Origin of the sequence: Paenibacillus sp. FSL R7-0331, from assembly GCF_000758645.1 — a bacterium.
In the GTDB taxonomy this organism is placed as follows: Bacteria; Bacillota; Bacilli; order Paenibacillales; family Paenibacillaceae; genus Paenibacillus_AQ; species Paenibacillus_AQ camerounensis.
This window is the reverse complement of record NZ_CP009284.1, coordinates 6,915,070-6,931,967: the sequence shown is the minus strand read 5'-3', so window position 1 is coordinate 6,931,967 and position 16,898 is coordinate 6,915,070. Positions and strand designations below refer to the sequence as shown.

Here is a 16,898-nt window from a genome sequence, read left to right as displayed (position 1 = left end):
CCCAGTAAGCAATATATAGAGACAAAAAAATATGGATAAACTTGAATTGTTCACAACTTTATCCACAGCTTGTTGATAATTTATAGAACAAACAAATCTATTCACATTCAAAAGTAATACCATCATAGCAAAACGTCCCTTGTTTTTCAATGAGCCGAGCCATTTTATCCACAAATTCAATCACTTGTGTATAATTTTTAAGAACAACACTAGATATTGTTGATAATTTGTTTACCGTTCGACAGTTTCTGTCAGCAGCCTATTTTTTTTATACACAGGTTGTACTCAAAATTCGGGCAGTGGATATTTTTTTTAATCACAGGTGGATAACTGAATAAGCTTGTGGATACCTTTTTAGACGAGGAGGGACTGTGGATAAGCGTTTTTTGGAGAGGGGAAGGAAGCAAAGACAAACGGTTGACTTTTGGGACAAAAATATGCTTTAATATATAAAGGTGTTTTCTGTGAGGATATGTCTTCAAATGAATTGATGATACTTGTAGATACTGTCCCTACTCAAAAGGACGGCTTAGACCGTTTCTGCTAATAAGACAGTAATTAAGATCCTGTAAGGGAGGTGCAATACATGAGACCGACGTTCAAACCGAATGTGAGCAAACGCAAGAAGGTGCATGGTTTCCGCAAAAGAATGAGCACGAAAAACGGCCGTAAAGTGCTGGCAGCCCGCCGCCTGAAAGGCAGAAAAGTTTTGAGTGCGTAAGTTAGGCACTTAGGGACCACTGCGGTGGTCCTTTTTTAAATATAAGGAAGCCGTCAGACTGTCCTGAAAATTTTGCTTCCTTATATAGGGCAGAAACGGATACCGGTGATTTTATTGGACCGGGGCTGTTTCTGCCGGATGCATATGGATTTGGATGAGGCTCTGCAAAGGCTGTTTGCTATACTTTGCGGGGTTTTTTTATGTATATGCATAACAGGGGGAAGAACATGCCAGATCCGGGGGAAGCCGTTTATGACGGCAGCCGGATGACTATACTAAGTAGAAGATCATTTTCCGGAGCTTACCTGAGTATCCGGTATTTGAATAGGAGATTCCCGTGCACAAAAGTCTACGATTACGAAACCGTGCGGACTTCAGCCGCGTATACCGCCATGGGAAGTCATTTGCGAATCATCAGTTCGTCGTGTACTGGTTCAGCAAAAAAGAGGTAGAGCGGTTCCGGCTTGGTGTATCGGTCAGTAAAAAAGTCGGAAATGCCGTCGTCCGCAACCGTATGAGACGGCTGGTAAAGGAGATTGTCCGCCATCATGAGCCGGAAATTGCCGGCGGGCTGGATATCGTATTCATCGTTAGAAAGGGAGCGCTGGATAAGGATTATGCGGAGCTCGAAAAAAGCGCGCTGCATGTACTCCGCAAAGCCAAGCTGCTCAAGGCTTCACGCAAATAACAGGCCCGGAACAGGCTTGTTTATTTGTCTTCATAATTATGGTATGATTTACGGTGCAGTGGAATGTTTAAGAGAGGGGTTTTGAGGTGTCTCTAATGAAGACTAAACGGGGAAAAATGTTTCTTCTCCTCGGGTTAATGGTACTGATGATTGCTGTTCTGTCAGGATGCGCTCCATCATCAGCGGTTACGCATACGACGGAGGATTTGAAGAATGGAGGATTTTGGCAGAGTAACGTAGTTTATTATTTCGCCATCGCCCTCGATACGTTCGCCAAGTGGTTTAATGGACAATATGGACTAGCCGTACTTGTAATGGTAATCATCGTCCGCACGCTGATCCTGCCGCTCACCATGAAACAGGTAAAAAGCTCGCGTGCGATGCAGGCCATTCAACCGGAGCTCCAGAAAATCCAGAAAAAATATAAAGATCAGCCTGAAAAGGTGCAGCAGGAAACTATGCGTCTCTTCCAGGAGAACAAAGTTAATCCGATGGCCGGCTGTCTGCCGCTGATCGTGCAAATGCCGATTTTTATTGCCCTGTACAACTCGATTTATTATAATCCGGATCTGCGTGAGCATTCGTTCCTGTGGCTCCAGCTCGGGGAACCGGATAAGCTGTTCATTCTGCCGCTGCTAGCTGCGGCTACAACGTTCCTTCAGACCCGGATGATGACGAAGATGAATCCGGTTCAGCAGCAGGGTCCTATGCAGTTCATGATGATGGTATACCCGGTTCTGATTTTCATCATGTCTTACAATTTCCCGGCGGCACTGCCACTATACTGGGTTTACAGTAACGTGTACACTATCATTCAGAACTACTTCTTATACCGCAACAACGATAAGACCAAATTGGCTGTCGCAGGTGCCGGTACCAGCAAAGAAGTCAATCTTGTGAAGGGCAAGGATTCAAGCACTCGCAAGGATGTTACTCCCGCTGCAAAAGGCAATAGCGGCAAAGCGAAGGGAGCCAAAAAGTCAAAATGAGCAAAGTCGTCGCAACAGGGAAAACCATTGAAGAAGCTGTAGAACGTGGCCTTAGCCAGCTTGGAGTTCAAAAGGACCGGGTAACGGTCAGCGTACTAGAACAGCCGTCAAAAGGATTCCTGGGATTGATCGGTGCGAAGGGCGCCAAGGTGGAGCTTACCTTGATTCCTGAAGCCGCACCGGCATCAGCGGCGAGTGCTCCGTCACTGCCTCAGCAGTCAACACGAGAGAGCAAGCAGGAGGCTGGCGGCGGTGTGCCGCGCCAAGATTCCGGACAACCGGCAGAGGAAGCTTACCAACAGGCCGTTCATTTCATTGTCGATGTCGCCAAGAGCATGGGGCTTACGGTGGAAGTTGAAATCGTTCATACCAAGGAATCGACCATTCTGCAAATTTCCGGTCCGGATCTGGGACTTCTGATTGGCAGAAGAGGACAAACTCTCGATGCTCTGCAGTATTTGGCTAATATTGTGGCCAACCGTTATTCTGACAGCTTCGTCCGTCTGGTGCTTGATGCGGAGAACTTCCGTGATCGCCGCAAGAAGACGCTTGAGGAGCTGGCAGACCGTCTGGCCGGCCGGGTAATCCGGACCCGTAAAGAGGTTGTACTGGAACCGATGTCACCGCAGGAGCGTAAGATTATTCACTCCAGGCTGCAGGATCACCGTCAGGTCAGTACGCTCAGTAAGGGTGAAGAACCCAACCGGCGTGTCGTTATAACATTGAAGTAGAGACTAAATAGGCTGCAATGACTCCTTGTCCAATGTGAGGGGTCATTGCTTTTTTTAAAGATAATAAGTTCTTTCTTGAGATATTAAACATTATATTGAGGTGAGAAACAGTATGCTTAGTGATACTATTGCTGCCGTATCGACGGCGCTGGGTGAGGGAGGAATTGCGATTGTCCGGGTAAGCGGACCGGAGGCGATCTCGGAGGTTGCCTCTTTATTCCGCGGTGCCAAGCCGCTTACAGAGGTTGCTTCCCATACCGTCCACTACGGTCATATAATAAATCCCGCAGACGGGGAACGGATGGAAGAGGTGCTGGTAACCGTAATGAAGGGACCGCGCTCTTTTACTACAGAGGATGTAGTAGAGATCAGTGCCCATGGCGGGGTTATCTCTGTCAGAAGAGTTATGGATCTGCTGCTGCAGCAGGATATCCGTCTGGCTGAGCCGGGGGAATTCACCAAGCGTGCCTTTTTGGGCGGGCGGATCGATCTTTCTCAGGCGGAAGCGGTCATCGATTTGATCCGTTCCAAGTCCGACCGGGCTTTCTCAGTTGCCCTGAAGCAGGTGAGCGGTTCTTTATCAGAGCGGATTAAGTCACTGCGGCATACCCTGATTGAAACGCTGGCTCATATCGAAGTGAACATCGATTATCCTGAGCATGATGTTGAAGCATTGACTGCAGAATTCATTAAAGAAAAGAGCAGTGAGGTTATGGCAGGCATTGATAAGCTGCTGAAGACTGCCAATGAAGGTAAAATTCTGCGCGAAGGTATTACGACGGCAATTGTAGGCCGGCCCAATGTCGGCAAATCCTCTTTGCTTAATGCGCTTGCCCGTGACAATAAAGCGATAGTAACCGATATTCCGGGAACAACGCGTGATGTTATAGAAGAGTATGTGACCATAAATAATATTCCGCTGAAGCTGCTTGATACTGCCGGCATCCGTGAAACAATGGATGTAGTTGAACGGATCGGCGTGGAACGGTCCAAAGCTGCATTTAGCGATGCCGACCTGATTTTGCTTGTTCTGAATGCAAACGAAGAGCTGCATGAGGATGAACTGGCACTGATGGAACAAATACACGGTAGACAAGCTTTGGTCATCATGAATAAAATGGACTTACCGCCGCACCTCGACAAAGTTAAGCTGCGTACCTTTTTTGAAGAGTCGAGCATTGTGCCGATGTCTGTACTGGAGGATGAGGGACTCGACAAGCTGGAGGAAGCCATTTCGGAGCTTTTCTTCGGCGGCAAGCTGGAATCCGGCGATCTGACTTATGTAAGCAATGTACGGCATATTGCCCTCCTTAAAAAGGCGCATAAATCACTGCTGGATGCTTATGAGGCTGCAGACATGCTGGTGCCAATTGATATGATTCAGATTGATGTACGCCTGGCATGGGAACAGCTTGGGGAGATTATCGGAGATACGGCTGCCGATTCTCTGCTCGACCAGATTTTTTCGCAATTCTGTCTTGGCAAATAATCGGATTAACATTATATAATAGCTGCTTTAAGATAAGCAGTCAGGAGGAATAGAAATGGGTTATGAAGGAGGCAGCTATGACGTAGTGGTCATAGGCGCCGGACATGCCGGCTGCGAAGCTGCACTGGCTGCGGCCCGGATGGGCTGCAATACTTTGATGATTACGATTAACCTGGATATGGTGGCATTTATGCCGTGTAATCCTTCGATCGGCGGCCCCGCTAAGGGACATGTCGTGCGTGAAATTGATGCGCTGGGCGGCGAAATGGGACGCAATATTGATAAAACCTTTATTCAGCTGCGTATGCTTAATACGGGCAAAGGTCCGGCAGTTCACGCATTGCGCGCACAGGCGGATAAATTTCTTTATCAGCATGCCATGAAAGAAACCATGGAAAAGACGCCTAATCTGACGCTCCGCCAGGGAATGGTAGAGGAGCTTATTGTGGAGGATGGAAAATGTGCCGGGGTTATAACCAAGACCGGTACAGTCTACCGCAGCAAAACAGTTATACTGACGACCGGAACCTACCTGCGCGGAAAAGTGATTATGGGTGAACTGACATATGAGAGCGGTCCTAACAACCAGCAGCCTTCAGTGCGCCTGTCGGAAAACCTGCGTGAGCTGGGCTTTGAGCTGGTCCGCTTTAAGACAGGTACGCCGCCGCGTGTACACAGGGATACCATTGATTTTTCCAAAACTGAGATTCAGCCGGGCGATGATAAGCCTAAGTTTTTCTCTTTTGAGACCAAGTCATCGGATAACGAACAGCTGCCTTGCTGGCTGACTTACACACAGCCGGCTACGCACCAGATCATTAATGACAATCTTCATCGTGCCCCGATGTTTACCGGTATTATTGAAGGAACAGGCCCGCGTTATTGTCCTTCCATTGAAGATAAGGTAGTTCGGTTCAGTGACAAGTCACAGCACCAGATTTTTCTTGAACCGGAAGGAAAAAACACTTCCGAGTATTATGTACAGGGACTTTCTACCAGTCTGCCTGAGGATGTGCAGTTAGCTGTGCTTCGTTCTATTCCCGGAATGGAAAAGGTTGAAATGATGCGCAATGGTTATGCGATTGAATATGATGCCATGGTACCTACCCAGCTGTGGCCTTCACTTGAGACAAAGCGTCTGCCAGGGCTTTTTACCGCAGGGCAAATTAACGGTACATCAGGATATGAGGAAGCTGCAGGGCAAGGTGTAATGGCCGGTATTAATGCTGCCCGCAAAGTACAGGATAGAGAACCTGTAGTGCTTGACCGTTCCCAGGGGTATATCGGTGTATTGATCGACGACCTGGTGACTAAGGGTACGAATGAGCCCTACCGTCTGCTTACCTCGCGCGCCGAGTATCGCCTGCTTCTCCGCCATGACAATGCCGACCTGCGCCTTACTCCTATCGGTTATGATATCGGACTTATTCCGCAGCAGCGCTATGATGCCTTTATGCATAAAAAAGAAACAGTCGACCGTGAAATTGTCCGCCTTCAGGAAACGAAGGTGAAGCCTGTAGAGGTTAATGAAGTTCTGGCAGCTTATGAATCAGCTCCTATTGTTGACGGCTCCAATCTGCTTGTACTGATGCGCCGCCCGGAGGTTGCTTACAGCTTTGTTGATCAGATTTCACCTTCACCAGAAGCGCTGGACGAAGAGATGAAAGAGCAGGTTGAGATTCAGATTAAATATGCCGGTTATATTGAGAAGCAGCTGGCTCACGTAGAGAAGCTGCAAAAGATGGAAAAGAAAAAGATACCTGATGATATAGACTATAATGTCATTCATGGACTTGCAATGGAAGCCCGCCAGAAGCTGACCAAGATTGCTCCGATCTCAATTGGTCAGGCATCACGGATTGCCGGAGTTACACCGGCTGATATTTCGATTCTGCTTGTACATTTAGAGCATTACAACCGGGTAACGGCGGCGAAAGGATAACTTATGGACAGCACAATAACACAGTATGTTGATCTATTACAGGAGAAGGGGATTGAGCTCTCCCCCCGTCAGCTGGAGCAGTTTGAGCTCTACTACCGGGAGCTGGTCTCCTGGAATGAAAAAATGAATCTGACAGGTATTACTGAGCGTGATCAGGTGTATACAAAGCATTTCTATGACTCATTATCGCTTGCCTTCTATATTAATATGAACGAAGTGAACAGTCTCGCTGATATCGGATCAGGCGCAGGATTTCCGGGTATACCATTAAAAATTTGTTTCCCGCATATTAAACTGACCATCATTGACTCACTCAGCAAAAGAATTTCCTTCCTTCAGCATATCTGCGATACATTGGAGTTAACTGGAGTACAGCTGATTCATGGCCGTGCAGAAGATATTTCCAGACAGTTTGTGCACCGTGATGCGTATGATGTAGTTACTGCCCGGGCGGTTGCCCGCCTGTCACTGCTGAACGAATTCTGTCTACCCTTTACCCGGAAAGAGGGTATCTTTGCCGCTATGAAGGGAAATGATCCCGGCGAAGAATTATCAGAAGCAGGACGCAGCCTTAAAGAATTGCGTGCTGAGCTAAAAAAGGTGGAATCGTTCAGTCTGCCGGTAGAGGAATCTGCAAGGCACATTGTTATGATCCGCAAGACAGGTGCTACACCGGCCAAATATCCGCGTAAAGCAGGAGTGCCTGCCAAGTCGCCGCTTATTTGATTGTTTCACGTGAAACATTTTTATCCATTTTAATAGCAGAGCTAATAAAAGTCCTTAATTACTAAGGGCTTTTTTTTATGAATGATACGAAATTGTATTTCATTTATTTTAAATGGCAGGAAAAATAGGTCTTTATGGAGAATAGGATTATATGCGGAAAAGTGATAGAATGATATAGTATCGTTTAGTAGTGAAGGCTGTACGATAAGCTTTTTGCCAGGCCAGGTTAAGAGGATCGTACTATATTGAAACTAGGTGGTTATGAACGGAATGAAAGAACAATTCACCAAGCTTTTTGGATTTAGTGAGCGGAGCAGCGGAGAAGAGGTCAAACAAATCCCGGTTCATGAGGTTATCAGCAGTCCTTATCAGCCCCGGACGATTTTTGATGATGAGAAGATAGATGAGCTATGTCAGACCATTAAAACTCACGGAGTTATTCAGCCGATTGTTGTACGTGTACGTGATTCCCAGTATGAGCTTATTGCGGGGGAACGCCGCTGGCGTGCAGTTAAGAAGCTCGGTATGGATACGGTTCCGGCTATTGTCCGCGAGTTCAATGATTCTCAGGCTGCCTCTATCGCTTTGATTGAAAACCTGCAACGGGAGGGTCTGACTTCTATTGAGGAAGCCATTGCCTATCAGAAGCTTATCGATCTTCATCAATTGACCCAGGAAAGCCTGGCACAGCGTCTAGGTAAAAGCCAATCTACAATCGCTAATAAGATTCGACTTTTGCAGCTGCCGGAAGAAGTGAAAACCGCACTTATGGAGCGGCAGATTACTGAGCGGCATGCACGTTCACTGCTTTCTTTGGATAGTGTCGAGATGCAACTGAAGGTACTTGCAGAGATCATATCCAAGGAACTGAATGTTAAGCAGACAGAAGCACGTATTGCCTTTTACAAGGCACTTAGCCAGAATACCAAAAAATCAAAGCGGGTTTCCTATACCAAGGATGTTCGTCTAGCGCTTAATACAATTCGTCAATCGATTGATATGGTAACAGGCTCAGGAATGGAGATTAAGACTTCGGAGAATGACCGCGGTGACCATTATGAGATTGTGATTCAGATCCCTAAACGATAAATTGTTTCAAAAGCTGAAGGCGGCCCTGAGGTGATTGGCCGCCTTTTCTGTGACTATAGGCGGAATATACCGCTGTAGACTGTTAATTGAACTTTACTTGTATATTTGTCTATTTTCTCGCAAAATTGATGCCGTTCAAAACGTTAAACTTCACGAACTACAAGATGATTCTTTCTAACAATTCGAGGTGAAATAAGTGTCCAAGATTATTGCCATAGCAAATCAAAAAGGCGGAGTCGGAAAAACGACAACCTCTGTCAACCTGGGTGCCGGCATGGCTACACTGGGGAAGAGAGTGCTTCTTGTCGATATTGACCCGCAAGGCAACACTACAAGCGGCGTTGGCGTCAACAAAGCGGATGTAGCAAATTGCATTTACGATATTCTTATTAATGAAGTGAATCCACAGGATACTATTCAGCATACCCAGATTGACGGTTTGGATATTATCCCTGCAACCATTCAACTGGCAGGTGCCGAGATTGAGTTAGTATCGACAATTTCCAGAGAATTGAAGCTGAAGAAGGCACTCAACGCAGTTAAAAGCAATTACGATTACATCATTATTGACTGCCCGCCGTCGCTTGGTATTTTAACGATTAACTCATTGACTGCAGCTGACTCGGTGATTATACCTATTCAATGTGAATACTATGCACTTGAGGGGTTAAGCCAATTGCTTAACACGGTGCGTCTGGTTCAAAAAAATCTAAATCCTAATTTAAGTATTGAGGGTGTTCTGCTGACTATGCTGGATGCGCGTACAAACTTAGGGATTCAGGTTATTGAAGAGGTTAAGAAGTATTTTCAGGAAAAAGTATACCGCACAATCATTCCGCGTAACATCCGCCTAAGTGAAGCACCTTCACACGGGCAGTCCATTATTACGTATGATTCACGTTCAAAGGGAGCGGAAGTGTATTTAGAGCTGGCAAAGGAAGTGATCTCTTATGAGTAAGCGTTTAGGGAAAGGTCTAGATGCACTGATTCCATCCTTATCTATTAATGAAGATGATAAGGTTGTTGAGATTCCTTTAGGCCAACTGCGGGCCAATCCATATCAGCCGCGTAAGGATTTCAATGAGGATGCGATTCAAGAGCTGGCAGAGTCAATCAGACAGCATGGAGTCATCCAGCCGATTATTGTCCGCAGTGTATTAAAGGGTTATGAAATCATTGCCGGGGAACGCAGATTCCGGGCATCGCAATATTGTGGAAAAGCAACCATTCCCGCTGTTGTAAGAAGTTTGAGTGATCAGCAGGTAATGGAGATTGCTCTTATTGAGAACCTGCAGCGTGAGAATCTTAATGCCATGGAGATCGCTGTAGCCTATCAAGGTTTAATGGATCAATTCTCGTTAACCCAAGAAGAGCTTTCATTAAAGGTAGGAAAATCAAGATCTCACATTGCTAACTTTTTGCGGTTGTTAACCTTGCCGGAAGAAGTAAAGGATTATGTTTCACGTGGAACAATTTCTATGGGTCATGCCCGGGCAATTGTCGGTCTCAAAGATCCTGAAATAGTAAAGCAGCTTGCAGAGCAATGTGTAGAACAGCAGTGGAGTGTAAGACAATTGGAAGAGGTAGTCAAAAACCTTGACCGAAAGCCAGCTGCGGGCGAAAAAGCAAAAGTAATGAAGCGTGATCCGTATATTGACAACGTTGAGGAAGGATTACGCGAAAGATTCAAAACAACAGTGAAAATAAAACAAGGCAAAGATAAAGGCAAGATCGAAATAAATTACTACAGTGCTCAGGACCTGGAAAGATTGCTGGAGCTGCTTGGAAACTGATCTTCAACCTTGTGCGATAAAACATATCCTGAGGTATCCCTAATACGGATATGGAGGGGTATGTTTTTTACACTTAAAAAGTGAGGTTAGAGAATGGACACACTAGTCTACTTGGATCACGCAGCCACTTCCTGGCCAAAGCCGCCAGAGGTGGCTGCAGCGATGCTGGAGGCGCTGGAACGTTCAGGTGCCAATGCCGGAAGGGGAAGCCACTCGCTTGCTATAGGAACCGGAAGAGTGCTTGTGAGGGCACGCAGTGAAATTGCTGAGCTATTTGGTATAAGTAACGCCCAGGATATTGCATTTACCCATAACACGACAATGGGTCTCAATATGGCAATTAAGGGGACACTTCGTGCAGGGGATCATGTCATATCTACAATGACTGAACATAATTCGGTCCGCCGCCCGCTTGAGTATCTGCGGCGGACAATGGGTATAGAGGTTGATTATCTGCAAGTGGATGAAGAGGGGCAAATTAGCCTGACGGCATTGAAACAGCTGTTTAGGTCATCGACCAAAATGGTGATTTGTAATCACAGCTCTAATCTGCTGGGAAGCATCCTTCCCGTTAGCGAAATAGGTATGATTGCAAAAGCGCATAATGCGGTTTATCTGGTTGATGCAGCCCAAAGTGCGGGAGCGCTGGATATTAATGTGCGGGAAATGAATATCGACCTGCTTGCTTTTCCGGGGCACAAGGGGTTACTGGGCCCGCAGGGAACCGGAGGCCTTTACATTTCTCCTGAGCTTGAGCTTGAGCCGCTGATGCACGGAGGCACCGGGAGCCAGTCTGAAAGCAGCGAACAGCCGGATGTCCGTCCTGACCGCTATGAGGCAGGCACTCAGAACTCAGTAGGTATAGCCGGACTGCTGGCTGGTGTGCGTAAAATTAAATCAATAGGCATAGCCCAGATTCATCATCATGAGTGGCTTCTGACGCAGCAGCTGATGGGGGGATTATCTGGCATTCCCGGCCTGAGGATGCTTGGTCCAAAACCCGGGGCTCCGCGCAGCGGGATCGTTTCTTTTACAGTTGAGGGACAGGAGTCAGCGGCAATTGCCCATCGTCTGGACCGTGAATATAATATTGCAGTGCGGGCCGGAATGCATTGTACACCGCTGGCTCATAAAGCAGCTGCAACCCTGGAGAGCGGGGCGGTCAGAGTAAGTGTAGGCGTCAGCTCAACTGAGCATGATATAAAAAGAATGCTGGACGCCATGGAGGAATTATACGGCGGTGCCTGCAGCAGCAGATAAAGATAAAAGGATGGTCCATACATGTTAGAGTTGAATCAGATGATTAATGAACAGATTTCACTGGTTATGTTTGCGGCTGTAATTATAATCGTAATTCTGGTTATTGTGCAGATCGTACAAGGCAGCAAGCTGCGCCGGATGCGGCGTAAATATGAAGTGATGATGAGCGGAAATGGTGTAGAGGATCTTGAAAGTCTGCTGATTGATCTGAAAAATCAGGGCGAGCGTTTGGATGAAGGCCAGCGTGAGCATAAGGCGCTGATTGAAGCGGCACAGAATAAAATGCGCGGTATGAAATCTAAAGTTGCAGTAAAGCGTTATAATGCTTTTGGAGAAAGAGGGAGTGACCTGAGCTTCTCCATAGCCATAATTGACGACAACAGCAATGGTGTAGTTTTAACTAGCCTGCATAACCGGGATAATTCCTATATATATTCTAAACCCCTTGAAAACGGAGCCTCACAGTATGCGCTGTCGCCGGAAGAAAAGGAAGTCATTGCTCAAGCGCAGCAGCAGAGTTAGCATGAAGATGCCACTGCTTCAGTGAAGAAAAAAGGCTGACGGCAATAATATCGGCTAAACGCATTACAAGGCTGAGGCGGGTATTCTGCAGCACAAAGTATTCCATGAATCCGCCGACATTGACAATTCCGGTCAGATGGATATCTCCAACAGGAGGTAACTGCTTGTTGACACCGGCGCCGGGGCGCAGGGGACCGTCAACGACCTGAATGCAGCCGACACTGGCGGAATGGCCCAGACAGGCATCGATCCCGATAATAAAAGGGTCATTATGCTTGTTATAAATGAGCGTGAGTGTTTCTTCAAGGTTAACGGCATGCACCGGCTCATCCAAAGTACCATACAGGTGGAATAATGGACTGTGGTAACGGGATAAGGCTGAACCCACCAGAGGGCCAAGTGAGTCACCGGTCGAACGGTCAGTCCCGACGCAGACGATGACAATGGGTGTATCCGGACGGGTCCGTGAAAAGTGAAACAGCAAACGATGAGTAATCGTAGAGTAAATATTGGGATCAGCATGTGATACTTTAAGGCAGGACGGCTCTTTAAGCGGCGCAGCTTGAGATGATAAATTCATATTTAATCTTCCTTTCTTAAAGGCGGAGCATCTACAAAAATATCAGCAGGCATTGCTGTTGTTTCAAAGAGTGCTGATAGCGTAAAGTCATTGTCCGCGGGAGAGAGTTGATGATCCTAGTATATGGATGAAAAAATTTTTTTATACTACAGGTGCGAGAGATAGGACCTTAAGCCCAGAGGGAGGTAAGGAGATGAAGGAAGAGCTGCTGATTGCATTTGACTCCACCCAGCAGGCGCTGCGTGCTGAAATGCTGCTGGAATATGCCGAAATCGAAATTGATATCTTCCCGACTCCTAAGGAAATTACAGCAGGCTGTGCAATGTCCATTCAATTCTTTCGTGAGGACCTCTCAGGGGTGAAGGAGATCATCACCGGGCAAAACGTTGAAATTCGTGGTATCTTCAGTAAGAATGAAGAGGGAAGCGGGTATATAGAGATAAGCGCTTAGTGAGGGAGGAACAAACGGGATGCAAGTTTGGATGTTGGAGACTACGGGGATAGAGGCTCTGGATGAAGCTGTCCGGTTCAAGGACAAAGTGTGGAACTGGGTAACAGATGCAGATATGTGGGCAAGTGTTTTATTTTCGGGACTGAGAATCCTTGCAATCTTTCTCTTAACCCGGCTGATTATTAAATTGGTGTATAAGGTCATTGACCGGTCGATGGAAAAAGAAATGACCGGAAGCCGGATTCTGGCCAATAGCCGGCGCTTTTCTACAGTGGGCGGCCTGCTGAAAAATGTAGTCACCGTTATCTGTAATTTTGTCATGATTATGCTGATTCTTTCTGAGTTTAATTTTGATCTCGGCCCTTTGCTGGCAGGAGCGGGCGTTGTCGGCCTGGCCATCGGTTTTGGAGCACAGAGTTTGGTCAAAGATGTTATCACAGGGTTCTTTATTATTTTTGAGGATCAGTTCGCAGTTGGTGATGTGATTCAGACCGGTACTTATAAAGGAACTGTGGAAATGATCGGGCTTAGAACGACCAGACTGCTCAGCTTCACAGGCGAGGTTCACATTATTCCTAACGGATCGATTATCAATGTAACGAACTACTCGCTGGCTAATGCAATGGCTGTTGTAGATGTGCCGGTGAAGATTGAACGGGGCCTGGAGAACACACTTGCCCTGATCGGCGAGGCATTAAAGGGGATCGAAGAGCGGAGTGACAACATTATCGCATATCCGACTATACTCGGTGTTCAGTCGATGAGCACATCGGAGTTTGTCATCCGTATAGCTGCCAACTGCCAGCCAAATGCCCGGGATGCAGCCCAGCGGCAGATCCATAGCGATATCAAACAGGCGCTGGAGAGGCAGACTGCACTGGAAGAGGCTGAAACTGCGCGTAAGGCGCTAGAACAAGAGGGGCAGGCAGCACAGGCGGCAATGGACGCGGAGCTTATAAAGACGGCCAGAGAAGCCCAGGAGACGGCAGGGGCAATTCCAAGGCGGCAGATTGCTGCAGCGCAAGAGGGAGAAGAGGGGGATAACTGATGGAACGGAAGGTTTTTGAACTGGGAGATATTGTGCTGATGAAAAAGCCTCATCCCTGCGGAACTAATGAGATGGAGATCATCAGGATGGGGATGGATATCCGCATTAAATGCACCGGCTGCCAGCATAGCGTGTTAATCCCCCGTACTAAGTTCGAGAAGAACCTCAAGAAAGTGCTCCGTTCAAAGAGTGCCGGGGCAGGAACAGAGGGGACCCATAATTAAACTTGCAAAAGTAAAAACGCCGTGATACAATAGGTCTTGCTGCGGAGAGGTACCCAAGAGGCCCAAGGGGGCTGACTCGAAATCAGTTAGGCGTGTCAAAGCGTGCGTGGGTTCGAATCCCACCCTCTCCGCCACCACAGCTTTTTACCAATAACGTTAATCAGGCCTCCGCTGCTGCGGAGGTTTTTTTTGTGCGTTACTTGTGAAGTATTCAGGAACAGATAGGTTAAGCACAAGAACGTCATATCAATACAAAAAGAGAGATCCGCAAGGATCTCTCTCCAGAGGCAGTACATCAATGATGTTCGGAATTAGTCTGTCTAAAGCCGCTAAAGTGCATGGGTATTGCAAAAGCTGATGCCCACTTCAAAAGATAAGAAAGTATAAGCTGCCCTATACATTTGCCTTACCTTTCCTGCAGAAAACGGGTACCATCCTTAGGGAATGGGAAGCCGGTTTCTTGCTATGGGCCAGCCTTACGGTTCCCGGGTTACAATAGTTGCTGTATCAGAATCCCAGTGATTGTGTTCGTCATCGACGTACAACGGAACCACACCTCTCTTTTGTACTGCCTGAGTTTATTATGTGCCTGAGTCAGCTTTTTATACATGTCCTCACTAAATTAATGGACACGCGCCTTCTCGACCTTTTTCCACTTACGGTCCTTGTTGCTGGTCTCAGGGAAAATATCACCCTTCTCCATTGTAATCCGCATCGGGTTCTGGATTTCGGTATGGAAGCTGCGCGCCTCGCCTACCTCTGTATAGACACCGGGATTTGGTGCCCTGTCGCCCTTTTCGTATTCTGTACGCTCGCCCATTATGATAATCCTCCTTCATGTAGAATGATCATTACGCATGTATTGTGTGCAGCACCGCCGGGCTTCATGTAGCTAAAAAGTACCTGTACGCTGTTGTGTATGAAATAGCTTGCAATCAGCAGTGCAATTTGTTAAACTGATTTGGTGCGAGTCTATGTTTGTGCTCGTTCCTTGCTCCTGACATGATCAGGGGCCGAAGACCATAAGGAGGTGAAATTTATGCGCAAATATGAAGTGATGTACATTATTCGTCCTGATATTGAACAAGAAGCCGTTCAAGCAGCAGTCGAAAAATTCCAAGGCATCATCTCCAACGGCGGGGAAATTACAAAGCACGATGTGCAGGGTAAACGCCGTCTTGCGTATGAGATCAAGAAATTCCGTGATGGCGTTTATGTATTGGTTAACTTCACTGCAGAACCTGCAGTAGTTACTGAGCTTGAGCGTATCATGAAGATTTCTGACGAAGTTATTCGTTATCTCATTACGAACGACGTTGCCTAAGATCGAGACAAGCTTTGTAACAAATCGCGTTATAAGGAGGGGATTGAATTGTTGAACCGTATCATTCTGATCGGTCGGTTGACCCGTGACCCGGAACTTCGTTATACTCCTGCTGGTGTTGCCGTAACACAGTTTACGCTTGCCGTAGACCGTAACTTTACGGGCCAGAACGGTGAACGCGAAGCGGACTTCATCCCGGTAGTAACCTGGAGACAGCTGGCTGAGACCTGTGCCAATTATTTGCGCAAAGGACGTCTGGCAGCCGTAGAAGGACGCATCCAAGTACGGAATTACGAGAATAACGAAGGTAAACGTGTATACGTTACTGAAGTTATTGCTGATAATGTCCGATTCCTGGAATCCTCGCAGAACCGTGAAGGCGGAAATGCACCGAGTGGCGGAAGTATGCCTGAAGAGCCAGCCTTTGGCGGCGGTAACGGCGGTAACAGTGCACGCGGAAATAACAATAATTTCTCGCGCAGCAACAATAATCAAGATCCTTTTTCGGGCGATGGAAAACCGATCGATATATCGGATGATGATTTGCCATTTTAATAAGGAAGGACTGAAAAGAACATGGCTTTTAAACAAAGAGAAGGCGGAGACAACGACAAAAGACCGGCACGTCGTGGTGGACGCAACAAGCGCAAAAAAGTGTGCTACTTCACTGTGAATAAAATTACTCACATTGACTATAAAGACACTGAGCTTCTCAAGAAGTTCATCAGCGAACGCGGAAAGATTTTGCCGCGTCGTGTAACAGGTACAAGTGCAAAATACCAACGCGCTCTGACCATTGCTGTAAAACGCTCGCGTCAAATCGCGCTGCTGCCTTACACAACGGAATAGGACGTTTTATGAAGCAGCCGGCATAGCCGGCTGCTTTTTTGCTGTATTCTTGTGCACATTAATGTTCGCTTAATAGCAATCGCTTGAATTGCTTATAACAACCTTTTTTGGCGCGCTGCATGGACAAGTATCTGACTATAAGAATGGAATCACCTGGGTATTTAAATGTTTCTCCGGCAATTGACGTACTTAACAAAATGTAGTAAATTACAGGTATCCTATAACAAAGGGGAAATTTTGATGTCGGTGAGCGTTCTTAACTAGCAATTTCATATCACTTTAAGATAAGCGGCAGCAGGACCAGCATAGGCTGAGGGCTTGCTCTGTTTAGGTATGCGCGATTCATGCCTATCCCTTATTTTGAGTGGATGATTTAGTTAAGAACACGCGAAGCGTCAACATTGCCTCTTGAACGGCAAATGTTCCTTTGTGATAAACCGTGCTCTTGAGCATGGTTTTTTCTGTTTTCCGG

General features: G+C 46.8%; 20 protein-coding genes and 1 tRNA gene. 19 read left to right on the top strand and 2 right to left on the bottom strand.

Annotated elements, in window-relative coordinates:
* Positions 1–586: 586 nt before the first annotated feature.
* The 12 genes from rpmH (at position 587) to R70331_RS30135 (ending at position 11,950) form a co-directional block, all read left to right on the top strand.
* On the top strand, positions 587–721 hold the full coding sequence (gene rpmH, locus R70331_RS30190; protein ID WP_019914530.1) for a 50S ribosomal protein L34: 135 nt from the start codon (positions 587–589) through the stop codon (positions 719–721).
* A gap of 337 nt (positions 722–1,058) precedes the next feature.
* Positions 1,059–1,409 carry a ribonuclease P protein component gene (gene rnpA / locus R70331_RS30185; RefSeq protein WP_042181943.1) on the top strand — a complete coding sequence of 117 codons (351 nt, stop codon included), beginning with the start codon at positions 1,059–1,061 and terminating at the stop codon, positions 1,407–1,409.
* Positions 1,410–1,495: 86 nt separating this feature from the next.
* Entirely contained in the window at positions 1,496–2,398 is a 903-nt protein-coding gene (locus R70331_RS30180; protein ID WP_042181941.1) for a YidC/Oxa1 family membrane protein insertase, read from the top strand.
* Positions 2,395–3,129, top strand: a complete 735-nt coding sequence (jag, locus tag R70331_RS30175; RefSeq protein WP_042181939.1) for an RNA-binding cell elongation regulator Jag/EloR — start codon at positions 2,395–2,397, stop codon at positions 3,127–3,129. The genes R70331_RS30180 and jag overlap by 4 nt, the downstream gene beginning before the upstream one ends.
* Positions 3,130–3,241: 112 nt before the next feature.
* The gene (gene mnmE / locus R70331_RS30170; RefSeq protein ID WP_042181937.1) at positions 3,242–4,618 is read left to right on the top strand and encodes a tRNA uridine-5-carboxymethylaminomethyl(34) synthesis GTPase MnmE; all 1,377 of its coding nucleotides are present in this window, start codon (positions 3,242–3,244) and stop codon (positions 4,616–4,618) included.
* A 55-nt stretch (positions 4,619–4,673) separates the two neighbouring features.
* Entirely contained in the window at positions 4,674–6,560 is a 1,887-nt protein-coding gene (gene mnmG, locus R70331_RS30165; protein WP_042181935.1) for a tRNA uridine-5-carboxymethylaminomethyl(34) synthesis enzyme MnmG, read from the top strand.
* Between the two features lie 3 nt (positions 6,561–6,563).
* Positions 6,564–7,286 carry a 16S rRNA (guanine(527)-N(7))-methyltransferase RsmG gene (rsmG, locus tag R70331_RS30160; RefSeq protein ID WP_042181933.1) on the top strand — a complete coding sequence of 241 codons (723 nt, stop codon included), beginning with the start codon at positions 6,564–6,566 and terminating at the stop codon, positions 7,284–7,286.
* Between the two features lie 270 nt (positions 7,287–7,556).
* Positions 7,557–8,375 (top strand): nucleoid occlusion protein, encoded by an 819-nt coding sequence (gene noc, locus R70331_RS30155; RefSeq protein ID WP_042183503.1) that lies wholly within the window; start codon positions 7,557–7,559, stop codon positions 8,373–8,375.
* Positions 8,376–8,571: 196 nt separating this feature from the next.
* A complete protein-coding gene (locus R70331_RS30150) occupies positions 8,572–9,333 on the top strand; it encodes a ParA family protein (RefSeq protein WP_042181931.1) in 762 nt (253 codons plus the stop codon).
* On the top strand, positions 9,326–10,168 hold the full coding sequence (locus R70331_RS30145) for a ParB/RepB/Spo0J family partition protein (RefSeq protein ID WP_042181929.1): 843 nt from the start codon (positions 9,326–9,328) through the stop codon (positions 10,166–10,168). Before R70331_RS30150 ends, R70331_RS30145 begins: the two co-directional genes overlap by 8 nt.
* A 93-nt stretch (positions 10,169–10,261) precedes the next feature.
* Entirely contained in the window at positions 10,262–11,428 is a 1,167-nt protein-coding gene (locus tag R70331_RS30140) for an aminotransferase class V-fold PLP-dependent enzyme (RefSeq protein ID WP_042181928.1), read from the top strand.
* Between the two features lie 21 nt (positions 11,429–11,449).
* Complete coding sequence (locus tag R70331_RS30135; RefSeq protein ID WP_042181925.1) at positions 11,450–11,950, top strand: DUF4446 family protein; 501 nt, start codon at positions 11,450–11,452, stop codon at positions 11,948–11,950.
* On the opposite strand, the gene yyaC is transcribed toward R70331_RS30135, so the two are convergent.
* Entirely contained in the window at positions 11,922–12,530 is a 609-nt protein-coding gene (yyaC, locus tag R70331_RS30130) for a spore protease YyaC (protein ID WP_042181923.1), read from the bottom strand. The two genes, R70331_RS30135 and yyaC, sit on opposite strands and share 29 nt — an antisense overlap.
* A gap of 193 nt (positions 12,531–12,723) precedes the next feature.
* Here yyaC and R70331_RS30125 point away from each other — a divergent pair, with 193 nt between their 5' ends.
* The 4 genes from R70331_RS30125 to R70331_RS30110 all read left to right on the top strand — a co-directional run bounded on the left by R70331_RS30125 (position 12,724) and on the right by R70331_RS30110 (position 14,387).
* The gene (locus tag R70331_RS30125) at positions 12,724–12,981 is read left to right on the top strand and encodes a putative Se/S carrier protein (protein ID WP_042181921.1); all 258 of its coding nucleotides are present in this window, start codon (positions 12,724–12,726) and stop codon (positions 12,979–12,981) included.
* Positions 12,982–13,000: 19 nt separating this feature from the next.
* The gene (locus tag R70331_RS30120; RefSeq protein ID WP_042181919.1) at positions 13,001–14,029 is read left to right on the top strand and encodes a mechanosensitive ion channel family protein; all 1,029 of its coding nucleotides are present in this window, start codon (positions 13,001–13,003) and stop codon (positions 14,027–14,029) included.
* The gene (locus R70331_RS30115; RefSeq protein ID WP_042181917.1) at positions 14,029–14,253 is read left to right on the top strand and encodes a DUF951 domain-containing protein; all 225 of its coding nucleotides are present in this window, start codon (positions 14,029–14,031) and stop codon (positions 14,251–14,253) included. Before R70331_RS30120 ends, R70331_RS30115 begins: the two co-directional genes overlap by 1 nt.
* Positions 14,254–14,296: 43 nt before the next feature.
* Positions 14,297–14,387, top strand: a tRNA-Ser gene (locus tag R70331_RS30110).
* 488 nt (positions 14,388–14,875) lie between these two features.
* On the opposite strand, the gene R70331_RS30105 is transcribed toward R70331_RS30110, so the two are convergent.
* Positions 14,876–15,073, bottom strand: a complete 198-nt coding sequence (locus tag R70331_RS30105) for a YjzC family protein (protein ID WP_042181915.1) — start codon at positions 15,071–15,073, stop codon at positions 14,876–14,878.
* A 219-nt stretch (positions 15,074–15,292) separates the two neighbouring features.
* Here R70331_RS30105 and rpsF point away from each other — a divergent pair, with 219 nt between their 5' ends.
* Genes rpsF through rpsR form a run of 3 tightly spaced genes read left to right on the top strand, consistent with a single transcriptional unit; the run spans position 15,293 to position 16,426 of the window.
* Complete coding sequence (rpsF, locus tag R70331_RS30100) at positions 15,293–15,577, top strand: 30S ribosomal protein S6 (RefSeq protein WP_025706808.1); 285 nt, start codon at positions 15,293–15,295, stop codon at positions 15,575–15,577.
* Between the two features lie 48 nt (positions 15,578–15,625).
* Positions 15,626–16,132: a single-stranded DNA-binding protein gene (gene ssb / locus R70331_RS30095; protein ID WP_042181912.1), complete on the top strand. Its 507-nt coding sequence runs from the start codon at positions 15,626–15,628 to the stop codon at positions 16,130–16,132.
* A 21-nt stretch (positions 16,133–16,153) separates the two neighbouring features.
* Positions 16,154–16,426, top strand: coding sequence for a 30S ribosomal protein S18 (gene rpsR, locus R70331_RS30090; RefSeq protein WP_019914552.1), 273 nt, complete (start codon positions 16,154–16,156; stop codon positions 16,424–16,426).
* Positions 16,427–16,898 lie beyond the last annotated feature (472 nt).